We start from the raw sequence: 12,556 nt of genomic DNA, 5'->3' as shown, positions 1-12,556 counted from the left end.
ATGCTTAACTTTCGGCGGTCAGGCCTTCGACGAGCAGCCACTGCGACGCGAGATACGAAGTCAGCACGAAGGTTTCGAGGTTGGCCTGCACCCGCTCACTGGTGACGAAATCGCGTCGGATCATGATCGCCAGATCCGACGCCGAGAACAGCAGCGCGCCGGCGGCGATCCAGGTGCGGCGGTCACCCGACGGGATCACCATCCCGCCCGAGACCTTGGCCTTCGGCGCCAGCACCGGGTCGGCCGCGAGGGTCGACGTCGTGCTCAGCAGGCCTCCGTAGACCGAAAGCACCGAAGAGACCGGGGACGGCTTCGGCAACGCCATCGCGACCGCGGCCGCGGCCCACGCCGCCAACCGGGGCGGAGCGGTCGCCGCACGCGGCCGGGCCCCGCGACGCCACAGCAGCGCGGAGTACAGGAGCTGCATGACACCGAACGACGTCGCACCCCTGATCAGTTGGCGATCCTCGTCGGACCGGCCCATGAAGTGGTCGCCCGCGCCCGCCGCGATCAACGCGGCGACGAGCAGGCCCTTCTCCCCCGGCGCGAGCCCTCGCGAACGCGCGACCCTGGCGGCGAGCACCGGGACCGCGGCGGGCTTGGTCGCGAGCTGCAGCTTCCGATTGCCTGTTCGCGCGGAGTACACCGTGCCGATCGCGGCGCCGGCGAACAACACCCGTTCGGCGATCTTGAGGACCTTCACCGTCCACCTCCGGAACTTATTTCCGGGTAAGTTACCAGGCGGTCAGCTGCTTTCAGACGGCTTCGCGGAAGGTATTCCGGTACGCGCTCGGCGAGACCCCCAGCGCCGCCTGCAGATGCTGGCGCAGCGACGCGGCAGTGCCGAAGCCCGCTTCGGTGGCGACTTTGTCCACCGGCAGATCGGTCTCTTCGAGCAGCTGACGGGCCCGCTCGATCCGCTGCTGGGTCAGCCACTGCAACGCCGAAATCCCGACTTCGTCACGGAACCGCCGCGTGAACGTCCTCGTGCTCATCGCCTCTTTCGCCGCCAGCTCGCGCAGCGTCAGCGGCCGGTCGAGGTTCTCGAGCGCCCAGGCCCGCGCCGCCGCCGTCGAGGAGGACTGGGGCTCCGGCACCGGCCGCCGGATGAACTGCGCCTGCCCGCCCTCGCGGTGCGGCGAGACGACCGTTCCGCGCGCGACCTCGTTCGCGATCGCGGCACCGTGATCGCAGCGGATCATGTGCAGGCAGAGGTCGATCCCGGACGCGACGCCCGCGGCGGTCAGGACGTTCCCGTCGTCGGTGTAGAGCACATTGGGGTCGAGATCGACCTTCGGGAACTTCGCCTGGAAGTCCAGCGCCGAACGCCAGTGCGTGGTCGCCCTCCGGCCGTCGAGCAGCCCGGCGGCGGCGAGCACGAAGGCACCCGTGCAGATCGACGCGATCCTGGCTTCCGGCCGGATCAGCTCCAGCGCCCGCGCGAGCGGCTCGGTGAGGTCGTGTCCCGACGGTTCGTATTCGGTGGACGACGCCGGGATGACCACGGTGTCGGCCTCGGCGAGCACCTCCGGGCCGTGCCCAACCGAAATGGTGACGTCGGCGTCGGTCCGAATCTGTCCCGGCTCCGGCGTGCAGGTGACGACGTCGTAGAGCGGCTCGCCGTCGGCCGATTTGGCCGTGCCGAACAGGCGGGTGACGATGCCCAGTTCCATCACCAGCATTCCGTGGCGGACCAGCACGGCGACCCGATGGCGATCGGGATGCGCGAAAAAGTCCATGGCTCGATTCTTGCACATGTTGTCCATCGGGCCACTCGTCCCGGCGGGGAGAACGCGCGACGGTGGGGCCATGAACGTGCTGTGGATCCACGCCCATCCGGAACCCCGCTCCCTCAGCGGCTCGCTGCGCGACGAGGGGTTGCGCACCCTCCGCGCGCAGGGCGCCGACGTCCGGGAATCCGATCTGTACGCGATGAAGTGGAAGGCCGTCGTCGACGCCGACGACTTCGGCCGGGCCGCTTCCCCGGACCGGCTCATCGTCGGCTCGACGTCGAAGAACGCCTTCGAGACCGGCGAACTCGGCGAGGACATCCGCGCCGAACACGAAAAGCTGGCGTGGGCGGACACCGTGATCGTCCAATTCCCGTTGTGGTGGTACGGAATGCCCGCCATCCTCAAGGGCTGGTTCGACCGCGTCTTCGTGAAGGGTTTCGCCTACGGTGTCCAGCGCACCGACGGCCGGACGGCGCGCTACGGCGAAGGGGCGCTGGCCGGGAAGCGCGCGATGGTCGTGCTGACCGCCGGGGCGCCGGAGGCCACGATCGGCCCGCGCGGGGTGAACGGCGAAATCGGCGACCTGCTGTTCCCGTTGCAGCACGGGACACTCTGGTACGCGGGCATGTCCGTGCTTCCCCCGCTGACGATCTGCGGTGCCGACCGCGTTTCGCCCGAACAGTACGAAGCCGCCGCCGCGGCGCTGCGCGAACGGCTGCGGACGCTGGCCACGCAGGACCCGATCCCCTTCCGTCCTCAGAACGACGGCGATTACGACGACGATCTGGTCCTGCGTGAGGAACTCGTGCCTGGGCGAAGCGGGATCGGCGTCCATCTGTCTCGATGATCTCCACCCTGGGGATGACCTCCGCCGGACGGACGCGCACACGCCGCCCATCCGGTTAAGTTCGCCGTATGAAACAGCCGTCGGCGCTCCCCCAGCGGGTGGCGTACACGATCGACGCGTTCCTCGCGCTGGTGCTCGTCGTGGCCGTCGGCGGGAACCTGGCCGCGAGGACCTGGACGTTCCTCATCGCCATCCCGATGTGGCTCGCGTGGGCGACGGTCGCCGCCAGCGGGATCGCGATCGCGCTGCGGCGCCACCGGCCACTGATCGCCTACGGCCTCGGCCTCGGCAGCCTGGTCCCGGCCCTGCTCGCCGGCAACGGGCTGGGCCCGGCCGCGCTCCTGGCCACCGCGTGCGCCCTGTACACCGTGGCACTGGAACACCCGCGTGCCCGCTCGCTGATCGCGATGGGTCTCGGCCTGGTCGTCGTCATGATCTTCGAGTTCCTGCGGCTCGGGCCCAACACCATCGCGTCGACGGCCTTCGCGGGCGGCGGGGTGGCGGGTTCGTGGGCGCTGGGCTGGATGACGCGGCAGCGGCGCGCGAACCTGGCGCAACTCGCGGAAACCCAAGCCGATCAGGCGGTTTCCGACGAACGGCTGCGGATCGCGCGCGAGATGCACGACGTCGTCGCGCACAGCATGAGCCTGATCGCGGTCAAGGCGGCCGTCGGCAACCACGTCGCGCGAGAACAGCCCGAAGAAGCACGTGAAGCGCTGCGGGTCATCGAACTCACCAGCCGCGAGACGCTCGTCGAACTCCGGCGGATGCTCGGCGTCCTCCGTTCCGGTGACGGGACGCCCGAGGCCGCGCTCGGCCCCGCGCCGAAACTCGCCGACCTGCGGACTCTCGCCGAACGCGCCGGACAGGCCGGGGTGCGGGTGGAACTGACCGGCGAGGTGGTGGACGACCTCCCCGAAGGGGTCGCGCTTTCGGTCTACCGCATCACGCAGGAGGCGGTGACCAACGTCGTGAAGCACGCGGGACCGTCGGCCTGCCGGGTCACGATCACCGAAGGCCCCGGCGAGGTCAGCGTCGAAATCGTCGACGACGGGCGCGGCGAGGGCTCGCCGCCGTCGCCCGGCGGGCACGGTTTGATCGGCATGCGCGAACGCGTCGCCGTCTACGGTGGTGACTTTGAAGCGGGCCCGCTGCCCGCCGGGGGATTCCGGGTGTTCGCGCGGCTGCCGTACGCCGCCAAGGAAGTGGGGACACGATGATCCGCGTACTGATCGCCGACGACCAGGCGTTGCTGCGCGGCAGCTTCCGCGTGCTCGTCGACAGCGCGCCGGACCTCGAAGTCGTCGGGGAGGCGAGCGACGGCGCGGAGGCCGCGGAACTCGCCGAGAAGGAGTGCCCCGACGTCGTGCTGATGGACGTCCGCATGCCCGAACTGGACGGGATCGAAGCGACCCGGCGGATCTGCGCGTCGGCCGCCACCGAAGGCGTCCACGTGCTGATGCTGACGACCTTCGACCTCGACGCCTACGTCTATTCGGCCCTGCGCGCGGGCGCGAGCGGATTCCTGCTGAAGGACACCCCGCCCGCCGAACTGCTGACCGCGATCCGGGTCGTCGCGGCGGGCGAAGGACTGCTTGCCCCGTCGATCACGCGGAGGCTCATCGCCGAGTTCGCGCGGCTACCCGAACCCGGTCAGCGCGTCGCGCCCTCGCTGGACACCATCACCACCCGCGAACGCGAGGTCCTTGGCCTGATCGCACGCGGCTTGTCGAACGACGAGATCGCCGGGACCCTGCATCTCGGGCTGGCGACGGTGAAGACGCATATCGGCCACCTCCTGCACAAACTCGCGGCGCGGGACCGGGCACAGCTGGTGATCGCCGCCTACGAATCGGGGCTCGTGCGCGCCTCCGTCCAGTGATGTCCATCCAGTCACGCGTGTCGTCCGTCGGATCACATGTGCCGTCCATCCAGTCACGCGACGCCCCACACCGGCCCTGCCCCCAAGGAACGGACGTTGCCTACGCCACACGCGAAGTGACCGTCGAGTAGCTAGGCTGCCGATTCATGAGCAGTGCGACGGAGCCGCTCGGGACGCCGCCCGAGGACGAACCGGACATCCACACCACGGCCGGCAAGCTGGCCGACCTGTACCGCCGATATGACGAGGCGGTCCACGCGGGTTCCGCGAGGGCGGTGGAGAAACAGCACGCCAAGGGTAAGAAGACCGCTCGCGAGCGGATCGACCTGCTCCTGGACGAAGGCTCGTTCGTCGAACTCGACGAGCTGGCGAAGCACCGCTCGGTCAACTTCGGCCAGGAGAAGAACCGGCCCTACGGCGACGGCGTCGTCACCGGCTACGGCACCGTCGACGGGCGTCCGGTGTGCGTGTTCAGCCAGGACGTCACGGTCTTCGGCGGTTCACTCGGTGAGGTGTACGGCGAGAAGATCGTCAAGGTGATGGACCTGGCGATCAAGACCGGCCGCCCGATCATCGGCATCAACGAGGGCGGCGGCGCGCGGATCCAGGAAGGCGTCGTCTCGCTCGGGCTGTACGGCGAGATTTTCAACCGCAACGTCAAGGCGTCCGGCGTCATCCCGCAGATCTCGCTGATCATGGGCGCCAACGCGGGCGGGCACGTCTACTCCCCCGCGCTGACGGACTTCGTGGTGATGGTCGACAAGACCTCCCACATGTTCATCACCGGCCCCGACGTCGTGAAGACCGTGACGGGTGAAGAGGTCTCCTTCGAGGAACTCGGCGGCGGGCGTACGCACAACACCCGTTCGGGCGTCGCTCACTACCTCGGTTCCGACGACGAGGACGCGATCGCCTACGTCAAGGAACTGCTCGCGTTCCTCCCGGCGAACAACCTGTCCGAAGCTCCGCTCTTCGAGACCGACTCGGCCCCTGGCGGGTTCTTCGACGACGTCACCGACACCGACCGTGAACTCGACACGCTGATCCCGGACTCGCCGAACCAGCCGTACGACATGCACGAGGTCATCACCCGCATCGTCGACGACGGCGACTTCCTCGAGGTGCACGAGCTGTTCGCGCCCAACATCCTGGTCGGCTTCGGCCGGGTGGACGGGCGCAGCGTCGGCATCGTGGCGAACCAGCCGACCCAGTTCGCCGGCTGCCTCGACATCGACGCCTCCGAGAAGGCCGCGCGGTTCGTGCGCACCTGCGACGCGTTCAACATCCCGGTGCTGACCTTCGTCGACGTCCCCGGCTTCCTGCCCGGCACCGACCAGGAGTGGAACGGCATCATCCGGCGCGGCGCGAAGCTGATCTACGCCTACGCCGAAGCGACCGTCCCGCTCGTCACCGTCATCACGCGCAAGGCGTACGGCGGCGCGTACGACGTCATGGGTTCCAAGCACCTCGGCGCGGACATCAACCTGGCCTGGCCGACGGCGCAGGTCGCGGTCATGGGCGCGCAGGGCGCGGCGAACATCGTGCACCGCAAGACCCTCGCCGCGGCCGCCGCCGACGGCAAGGACGTCGACGCGCTGCGCGCCGAGCTGATCCAGGAGTACGAGGACACGCTCCTGAACCCGTACGCGGCGGCCGAGCGCGGCTACGTCGACTCGGTGATCGTGCCCGCGCACACCCGCGGCCACATCGCGAAGGCGCTCTCGCTGCTCCAAGGCAAGCGGGAGACGTTGCCGCCCAAGAAGCACGGGAACATCCCGCTGTGACCGCGCCAGAAACCCCGCTGCTGCGCGTCGTCCGGGGCAACCCGGACGACGCCGAACTCGCCGCGCTGACCGCCGTCGTCGCGGCGGCGGCCGGCGCGCGGGCGCCGGAACCGGCGCCGAAACGGGATTCGTGGTGGGCGGACAAGGCTTCGCTCGTACGGGCGCCGCTCGCGCCCGGCGAGGGGGCTTGGCGGGCTTCGGCGCTGCCTCGCTGAAAGCGGCTCCGCGGGCTATCGTGACGGATCCGCCGACCGCGATCGCTCTCAGAAAGCCGTGCGTGACGAACCAGGACCACCTCTCCACCGAATTGCGCCGTCTGCGCAAAGCCGCCGGGTTGTCCGGTACCGAGGCGGCCAAGCTCACCGGCCTCAGCCAGTCGAAGGTCTCGCGGGTCGAAACCGGCGCGTTCATGCCGACCGAGGAGCAGGTCGTCGCGTTGTGCCGCGTCTACCGCGCGCCCGCGAAGGTCCGGCGGGCGCTCGTCGCGATCACGCGGGACCTCCGTGAAGAGGCGTCGCCCGCCCGGGTCGTCCTCCAGCGCGGTGCCTGGCGGATGCAGCAGCGCATCGGCAAGATCGAGACGGCGTCCGCCCGGATCCGGAGTTTCCAGCCGACCATCGTGTTCGGCCTGCTCCAGACCCGCGACTACATCACCGCCCTGTTCGGTGCTTCGCTGCCTGCCGACGAACGCGACCAGACGGTCGAAGCCAGGCTGGAGCGCCAGCGGATCCTCGACTCGAACCGCGAGTTCCACTTCGTGCTCACCGAAGGCGCCCTGCGCTGGAACATGGGCGGCGCGGCGACGATGCTGGCCCAGCTCGGTCACCTCATCGAGGTGTCCCGGCGCGGCCGGGTGCGGCTGGGCGTGATCCCGTGGACCGCACCGGTTTCGGTCCCGGTCCTCCACGGGTTCGACATCTACGACTCGCGCGCGGTGCTCCTCGGCACGCAGACGGCCACGGCGCTCGTCACGGACGAACGCGAAGTGACCGACTACGAGAAGAACTTCACCGAAGTCGAGCATTACGCCACCTACGGCGATGTCGCCTGCTCGCATCTGACGCGGATCGCCGCCGACTACCGACAGCTCGCGGCCGATTCACTTCGGTGACCTAAGACCCTTTGCGCTATGCACTCCGAGAGTGCATCGTGAGTAAAGCCCCTGTCGGTGAAGGCACCCTTTCGTGCGCCGAACGCGATCACCGAAGCCGTTCACCGACCAGCGGGCACAGATCACCCGATCTCGCCAACCTTGCTGCCGCGCAACCCGTCTACTTGCCGAAACAGTCACTGGGGAAAGGGCCTCCGATGACCACCTGGCACGAAAGCATGACCGGCTGGCACAAGTCGACCTACACGCACTGGGAAGAGAACGCCTGCGTCGAAGTCGGCGCCGCGCCCGGCCTGGTCGGGATCCGGGACACCAAGCAGTGGGCGATACCGGACGAGACCCGGCCGATCCTGGTGCTCCCCGCCGAGTCCTTCGCCGCGCTCCTCGAGCACCTCGGACGATGAACGACGTCGCCGAGCCGTACATGGTCCACCATCCGCGGGAGATGGCGGGCCAGCTGATCAACGGCAACTGGATCGTCGCGCGGTGGGAGCACCTCGGCGAGGACGAGGACCTCGACCACTGGACGGCCGTCCTGCGGAGCCACTGCGAAGAACTCGACGTCGATCCGTACGTCATCAACATCCCGCGCAAGAGCCTGACCATCGTCTTCAACGGCGCACTCCCCGCGCCGACGTTCGAACAGCTCGAGAACTCGATCGCGGCCATCGAGTACCACCGCTTCCTCGAACGCGAAATCGGCCCGAGACCCCTGAACTGACCCGCGAGTCACGCCCCGATCACGCGAGTCACGCCCCCAAGCACGCGAGTCACGCCCCCAAGCACGCAAGTCACGCCCCCAAGCACGCGAACCCCGCTCTTGAGCCCGGACCCGCCCTGCCATATAGTCCACTCGGAATAATCAGTACGGAATCCTCCGAGGGGATCATCTATGGCCTCGAAGCTCACCCCACTCGCCATGGCGGTGCTGGAGCTCCTGCACGAACGGGCCATGCATCCGTACGAGATGGCGCAGCTGATGCGGGAGCGCTTCGTCAACACGCGCGTCAAAGTGAAGGCGGGATCGCTCTACCACGCGGTGGACCGCCTGGTGCAGAACGGTTTCGTCGAGGTCGTCGAGACTCAGCGCGACGGGAAGCGCCCCGAGCGCACCGTGTACGCGATGACCGAGGCCGGTCGCGACGAGTTCGTCACCCGGGCGCAGGACATGCTGGCCACCCCCGCCGAGGAGTACCCCGAGTACCTCAGCGCGCTCGCCGTCATCGACGAGCTCGGCCCGGAAATGTCGGTCACCCAGCTCAAGCACCGCGTGCTGCGGCTGCAGGCCGCCATCGCCTCCGACCAGGTCGTTCTCGAAAACCTGGTCAACGAGCACAAGCTCCCCGAGATCTACTGGCTCGACTGGTCCTACGCCACCGCGCGGCGGGCCTTCGAGCTCGAGTGGACCCGGAAGCTGGTCGAAGACCTGGAATCCGGCCGCATCCGGTTCCAGGACCACTGCACGCCGCACCTGAACCTGGTCACCGAGGACGACAACGATGAACGCGCGACAAGTTAACCCCTGGGCGGCGCTTTCCGCGCTGTGCCTGGGTTTCTTCATGATCCTGCTGGACACCACGATCATTTCGACCGCCATTCCCGCGATGCTGCGCGAACTCGGCGCGGGGCTGAACGCGATCATCTGGGTGATCAGCGTCTACCTCCTCACCTACGCGGTGCCGATGCTGTTCGCCAGCAGGCTCGGCGACCGTTTCGGCCCGAAACGCGTCTACCTCGCCGGGCTCGTGGTGTTCACGCTGGCCTCGCTCTGGTGCGGGCTGTCCGGTTCGGTCGAAATGCTGATCGCGGCCCGCGCCGTGCAGGGGCTCGGCGCCGCCTTGATGACACCGCAGACCCTCGCGTTCATCAGCCATCTGTTCCCGCCGTCGAAACGCGGTCCCGCGATGGGGCTCTGGAGTGGCGTCGCCGGGATCGCGGCCATCGTCGGGCCGCTGCTCGGCGGTGTGCTCGTGGACCATCTGGGCTGGGAATGGATCTTCTTCGTCAATCTGCCGGTGGGTGTGGTCGCGATCGCGCTGGCACTGCTCAAGGTGCCGGACTGGCAACCGAAGCATTCGCGTTCCTTCGACGTCCCCGGCATCCTGCTGTCGGGCGCCGGCTTGTTCTGCGTCGTCTACGGTGTCCAAAATGGACAGCAGTACGACTGGGGCCGCGTGTTCGGGCCGATCACGGTGTTCGAGATCATCGGCGCCGGTGTCGCCCTCCTGGTCGCTTTCGTGGCGTGGCAACGGTTCAACCGCAAGGAACCGTTGCTGCCGCTGGGCGTTTTCGCGAACCGGAACTTCTCGGCCGGGGCGCTGACCGCGGTCACCGTCGGCTTCGCGATGACGGGCATGTTCCTGCCGCTGGTGATCTACATCCAGGCCGTGCTGGGCGAGTCGCCGACGATGTCCGGCCTGCTGTTCGCGCCCATGTCGCTGCTGGGCGGGCTGATCGGTCCGTTCGTGGGCCGCGCTTCGGACAAGGTCAACGGCAAGGTACTGCTGATCATCGGGCTGACCGCGCTGGCCGCGGGGCTGGCGCTGGCGGCGCTGACCGCACAGGCCGGCGCGAACGCCTGGGCGCTCACCCCGGCGCTGCTGGTGGCGGGCTTCGGGATCGGGTTCATCTTCGCGCCGATGGGCAATCTGGCGATGAGTTCGGTCGAGCCGCGGCTCGTCGGGACCGCGTCGGGCATCTTCAACACCGCGCGCCAGGTCGGCGGCGTGCTCGGCAGCGCCGCCGTCGGTGTGCTGTTGCAGGCACGGATCAGCGCTTCGATCGCCGACGAGGCCAAGACGGCCGCGAGCGCTCTGCCGGAGCAGTACCGGGCGCCGTTCGCGGACGGTGTCGCGAGGGCCGCGGAATCGACCGGGGAGTTCGGTTCCTCCACGCCGACGGCGTTCCCCGGCCTGCCGCCCGGCGTCACCGAGCAGGCCCAGCGGCTCGCCCTCGACGCCGTCCACAATGGACTTACGGATGCGGCCAAGGTGACACTGCTGCTCCCCGCCGCGGTGCTGACGCTGGGCGTGCTCGCCGCGCTCACCATGCGCCGTCCGGCTCCCCGGGCGCCCCGCTCCGTCACCCTCGAACCCGCCGCCAGTGCCGCCTGACCCTCTTCCGCAATTAGTCACCTGAATGCGGGTCGTGGGCCCACCGCCGATGCAATGAACGGTCCTTTCCTTGCAAATTTCGCAAGGAAAGGACCGTTCCTCTCATCCGCGGGAGGCGGAAGCCAGCTACCGGCGGTACCGCAGGCCGTAGCCGTACGGGTACAGCGCCTTCTTGCCGTCACCGACGTTCACCGGTTCCTGCGCCGCGCTGGCCGGCCAGCTGAACGTCAGCTTCCCGGTCGGGTTGTAGTCGCCGTAAAGGACATCGGCGACACCGGCGCCTTCGCTGCCCGGGAGCCAGGCGGCGAGAAGCCCGTCGAACCGCGGCAGCTGCGCGGCGATGTCGAGCGGGCGCCCGGACACGGTCACCACGACGACCGGGACCCCGGAAGCCTTCAGCTTGGCGATCGTGGCGAGGTCTTCCGCGTCGAGTCCGAAGCCGTTCGGACGATCTCCCTGTCCTTCGGCGTACGGCGTTTCGCCCACCACGGCGAGGGCGACCTTGTAGCTGCCGTCGATTCCGTTACCCGCACGGTCATAGGTCACCGTGGTTCCCTTCCCCGCCCCCGATTTGATCCCGTCGAGGATGGTCGTGCCCGGGATCACCGGGCCGCTCTGGCCTTGCCAGGTGAGCGTCCAGCCGCCCGCCTGGTTGCCGATGTCGTCGGCGTTCTTGCCCGCGACGAAGATCTTGTTGTTCTTCTTCGCCAGCGGCAGCACACCGTCGTTCTTCAGCAGCACCTGCGATTCACGGACGGCCTGCCGGGCCAGTTCACGGTGTTCCTTGCCGCCGAACGTCTTCTGGAGCGAACGGTCGGTGTACGGGCGCTCGAACAGGCCGAGCTTGAACTTCTGGGCCAGAATGCGGCGGTTGGCGTCGTCGATCCGATCGCGCGAGACGCGGCCCGCTTCGACTTCGGCCTTGAGATAGGCAATGAACTGCGGCGCGTCCCACGGGACCATGAACATGTCGATGCCCGCGTTGACCGAGAGCCGCACCTCTTCGGGGGTGAAGCCCTCCTTGCCGTCGATCTGGTTGATCGCGTTGTAGTCCGAGATCACCAGCCCGGAGAACCTCAGCTCCCGCTTGAGGACGTCGGTGATGAGGTACTTCTCGGCGTGCATGCGCACACCCTGGAAGCTGGAGAACGAGATCATCACCGAGCCGACGCCGCGGTCGATCGCCTCCCGGAACGGCGGCAGGTGGATCTGGCGCAGTTCTCGTTCGCTGATCTCGGTATTGCCCTGGTCGACGCCGTTCGTCGTGCCGCCGTCGCCGACGTAGTGCTTCGCGCTCGCGAGCACCGATCCCGGTTTCTCGCCGAGCCTGCGCCCCTGGAGACCGGTGATGGCCGACGCGTTGGCGATGGCGTCGCGCGGGGATTCGCCGAAGGATTCGTAGGTCCGGCCCCAGCGATCGTCACGGGCGACGCACAGGCACGGCGAAAAGTCCCACTGCGGCCCGGTTCCGGCGACTTCCAGCGCCGTCGCGCGGCCGATCTTCTCGACCAGGCGAGGATTGTTCGCCGCACCGAGGCCGATGTTGTGCGGAAAGATCGTGGCGCCGTAGACGTTGTTGTGGCCGTGCACGGCGTCGACGCCGTAAATCGTGGGAATGCCGAGCGGCGTCGAAATCGCCGCCCTCTGGTACGAGTCGACCATGTCGGCCCACCCGTTCGGCGTGTTGCTGGCGGGCACGGAGCCGCCGCCGGAGAGCAGCGACCCCAGCTTGAGCGCGGCGGCCTGTTCGGGGGTGACCGCGCCGCGTTCGGCCTGGGTCATCTGGCCGATCTTGTCGTCGAGGCTCATCCGCTTGAGCAGGTCGTTCACCCGTGCGGAGGTCGAAGCGCGGGGATTCTCGTAGACCGGCCCGGGGGCGGCGGACGCCATCGGCGCCAGGGCCGTACCGGCCAGGAGCAGCCCTGCGAGCACTGTGGTTTGCGTCGTGCGAAGTGATCTTCTGACGCGGAGGCGGGACGGCATTGGTTCCTCCGTAGCTCGAACAATCCATATGTTGCGCGCCACAACAAACTAGCCCCACGTTCGGGTGTCCCAGGTCACAATCAGGCAACAGCGAGCGGTCGAG

The 12,556-nt window shown here is 68.4% G+C and carries 13 protein-coding genes; 10 read left to right on the top strand and 3 right to left on the bottom strand.

Features of this window, described 5'->3' with window-relative positions; translation table 11 throughout:
• Nucleotides 1-4: 4 nt before the first annotated feature.
• Nucleotides 5-703, bottom strand: coding sequence for a lysoplasmalogenase family protein (locus tag ACLJQ7_RS31960; RefSeq protein WP_410651867.1), 699 nt, complete (start codon nt 701-703; stop codon nt 5-7).
• Nucleotides 704-755: 52 nt separating this feature from the next.
• Nucleotides 756-1,766, bottom strand: coding sequence for a GlxA family transcriptional regulator (locus tag ACLJQ7_RS31955; RefSeq protein ID WP_410651866.1), 1,011 nt, complete (start codon nt 1,764-1,766; stop codon nt 756-758).
• Between the two features lie 43 nt (nt 1,767-1,809).
• Between ACLJQ7_RS31955 and ACLJQ7_RS31950 the strand changes: the two genes are divergently transcribed.
• The 10 genes from ACLJQ7_RS31950 to ACLJQ7_RS31905 all read left to right on the top strand — a co-directional run bounded on the left by ACLJQ7_RS31950 (nt 1,810) and on the right by ACLJQ7_RS31905 (nt 10,470).
• Nucleotides 1,810-2,580: an NAD(P)H-dependent oxidoreductase gene (locus tag ACLJQ7_RS31950; RefSeq protein ID WP_410651865.1), complete on the top strand. Its 771-nt coding sequence runs from the start codon at nt 1,810-1,812 to the stop codon at nt 2,578-2,580.
• 68 nt (nt 2,581-2,648) lie between these two features.
• Nucleotides 2,649-3,800: a sensor histidine kinase gene (locus ACLJQ7_RS31945; RefSeq protein ID WP_410651864.1), complete on the top strand. Its 1,152-nt coding sequence runs from the start codon at nt 2,649-2,651 to the stop codon at nt 3,798-3,800.
• A complete protein-coding gene (locus ACLJQ7_RS31940) occupies nt 3,797-4,462 on the top strand; it encodes a response regulator (protein WP_410651863.1) in 666 nt (221 codons plus the stop codon). Before ACLJQ7_RS31945 ends, ACLJQ7_RS31940 begins: the two co-directional genes overlap by 4 nt.
• A 146-nt stretch (nt 4,463-4,608) precedes the next feature.
• Entirely contained in the window at nt 4,609-6,246 is a 1,638-nt protein-coding gene (locus ACLJQ7_RS31935; RefSeq protein ID WP_410651862.1) for an acyl-CoA carboxylase subunit beta, read from the top strand.
• On the top strand, nt 6,243-6,461 hold the full coding sequence (locus tag ACLJQ7_RS31930) for an acyl-CoA carboxylase subunit epsilon (RefSeq protein WP_016331339.1): 219 nt from the start codon (nt 6,243-6,245) through the stop codon (nt 6,459-6,461). The genes ACLJQ7_RS31935 and ACLJQ7_RS31930 overlap by 4 nt, the downstream gene beginning before the upstream one ends.
• 62 nt (nt 6,462-6,523) lie before the next feature.
• On the top strand, nt 6,524-7,357 hold the full coding sequence (locus tag ACLJQ7_RS31925) for a helix-turn-helix domain-containing protein (protein ID WP_410651861.1): 834 nt from the start codon (nt 6,524-6,526) through the stop codon (nt 7,355-7,357).
• Between the two features lie 197 nt (nt 7,358-7,554).
• Nucleotides 7,555-7,761 (top strand): DUF397 domain-containing protein, encoded by a 207-nt coding sequence (locus ACLJQ7_RS31920; protein ID WP_410651860.1) that lies wholly within the window; start codon nt 7,555-7,557, stop codon nt 7,759-7,761.
• On the top strand, nt 7,758-8,078 hold the full coding sequence (locus ACLJQ7_RS31915; protein WP_410651859.1) for a hypothetical protein: 321 nt from the start codon (nt 7,758-7,760) through the stop codon (nt 8,076-8,078). Before ACLJQ7_RS31920 ends, ACLJQ7_RS31915 begins: the two co-directional genes overlap by 4 nt.
• Nucleotides 8,079-8,249: 171 nt before the next feature.
• On the top strand, nt 8,250-8,876 hold the full coding sequence (locus ACLJQ7_RS31910) for a PadR family transcriptional regulator (RefSeq protein WP_410651858.1): 627 nt from the start codon (nt 8,250-8,252) through the stop codon (nt 8,874-8,876).
• Nucleotides 8,857-10,470 carry a DHA2 family efflux MFS transporter permease subunit gene (locus tag ACLJQ7_RS31905; RefSeq protein ID WP_410651857.1) on the top strand — a complete coding sequence of 538 codons (1,614 nt, stop codon included), beginning with the start codon at nt 8,857-8,859 and terminating at the stop codon, nt 10,468-10,470. Before ACLJQ7_RS31910 ends, ACLJQ7_RS31905 begins: the two co-directional genes overlap by 20 nt.
• Before the next feature lie 126 nt (nt 10,471-10,596).
• On the opposite strand, the gene ACLJQ7_RS31900 is transcribed toward ACLJQ7_RS31905, so the two are convergent.
• Complete coding sequence (locus tag ACLJQ7_RS31900) at nt 10,597-12,402, bottom strand: glycoside hydrolase family 3 protein (RefSeq protein ID WP_410651856.1); 1,806 nt, start codon at nt 12,400-12,402, stop codon at nt 10,597-10,599.
• Between the last annotated feature and the right edge of the window lie 154 nt (nt 12,403-12,556).

Origin of the sequence: Amycolatopsis sp. cmx-4-54 (assembly GCF_046548895.1) — a bacterium.
Lineage (GTDB): Bacteria > Actinomycetota > Actinomycetes > Mycobacteriales > Pseudonocardiaceae > Amycolatopsis.
Note: the sequence above shows the minus strand (reverse complement) of the source record. Positions and strands in the feature narration are given on the sequence as shown.

Coding starts and splice junctions, on each gene's coding strand:
- ACLJQ7_RS31955 (WP_410651866.1), bottom strand. CDS start 1,766: ATGGACAACATGTGCAAGAATCGAGCCATGGACTTTTTCGCGCATCCC.
- ACLJQ7_RS31950 (WP_410651865.1), top strand. CDS start 1,810: ATGAACGTGCTGTGGATCCACGCCCATCCGGAACCCCGCTCCCTCAGC.
- ACLJQ7_RS31945 (WP_410651864.1), top strand. CDS start 2,649: ATGAAACAGCCGTCGGCGCTCCCCCAGCGGGTGGCGTACACGATCGAC.
- ACLJQ7_RS31940 (WP_410651863.1), top strand. CDS start 3,797: ATGATCCGCGTACTGATCGCCGACGACCAGGCGTTGCTGCGCGGCAGC.
- ACLJQ7_RS31935 (WP_410651862.1), top strand. CDS start 4,609: ATGAGCAGTGCGACGGAGCCGCTCGGGACGCCGCCCGAGGACGAACCG.
- ACLJQ7_RS31920 (WP_410651860.1), top strand. CDS start 7,555: ATGACCACCTGGCACGAAAGCATGACCGGCTGGCACAAGTCGACCTAC.
- ACLJQ7_RS31915 (WP_410651859.1), top strand. CDS start 7,758: ATGAACGACGTCGCCGAGCCGTACATGGTCCACCATCCGCGGGAGATG.
- ACLJQ7_RS31910 (WP_410651858.1), top strand. CDS start 8,250: ATGGCCTCGAAGCTCACCCCACTCGCCATGGCGGTGCTGGAGCTCCTG.
- ACLJQ7_RS31905 (WP_410651857.1), top strand. CDS start 8,857: ATGAACGCGCGACAAGTTAACCCCTGGGCGGCGCTTTCCGCGCTGTGC.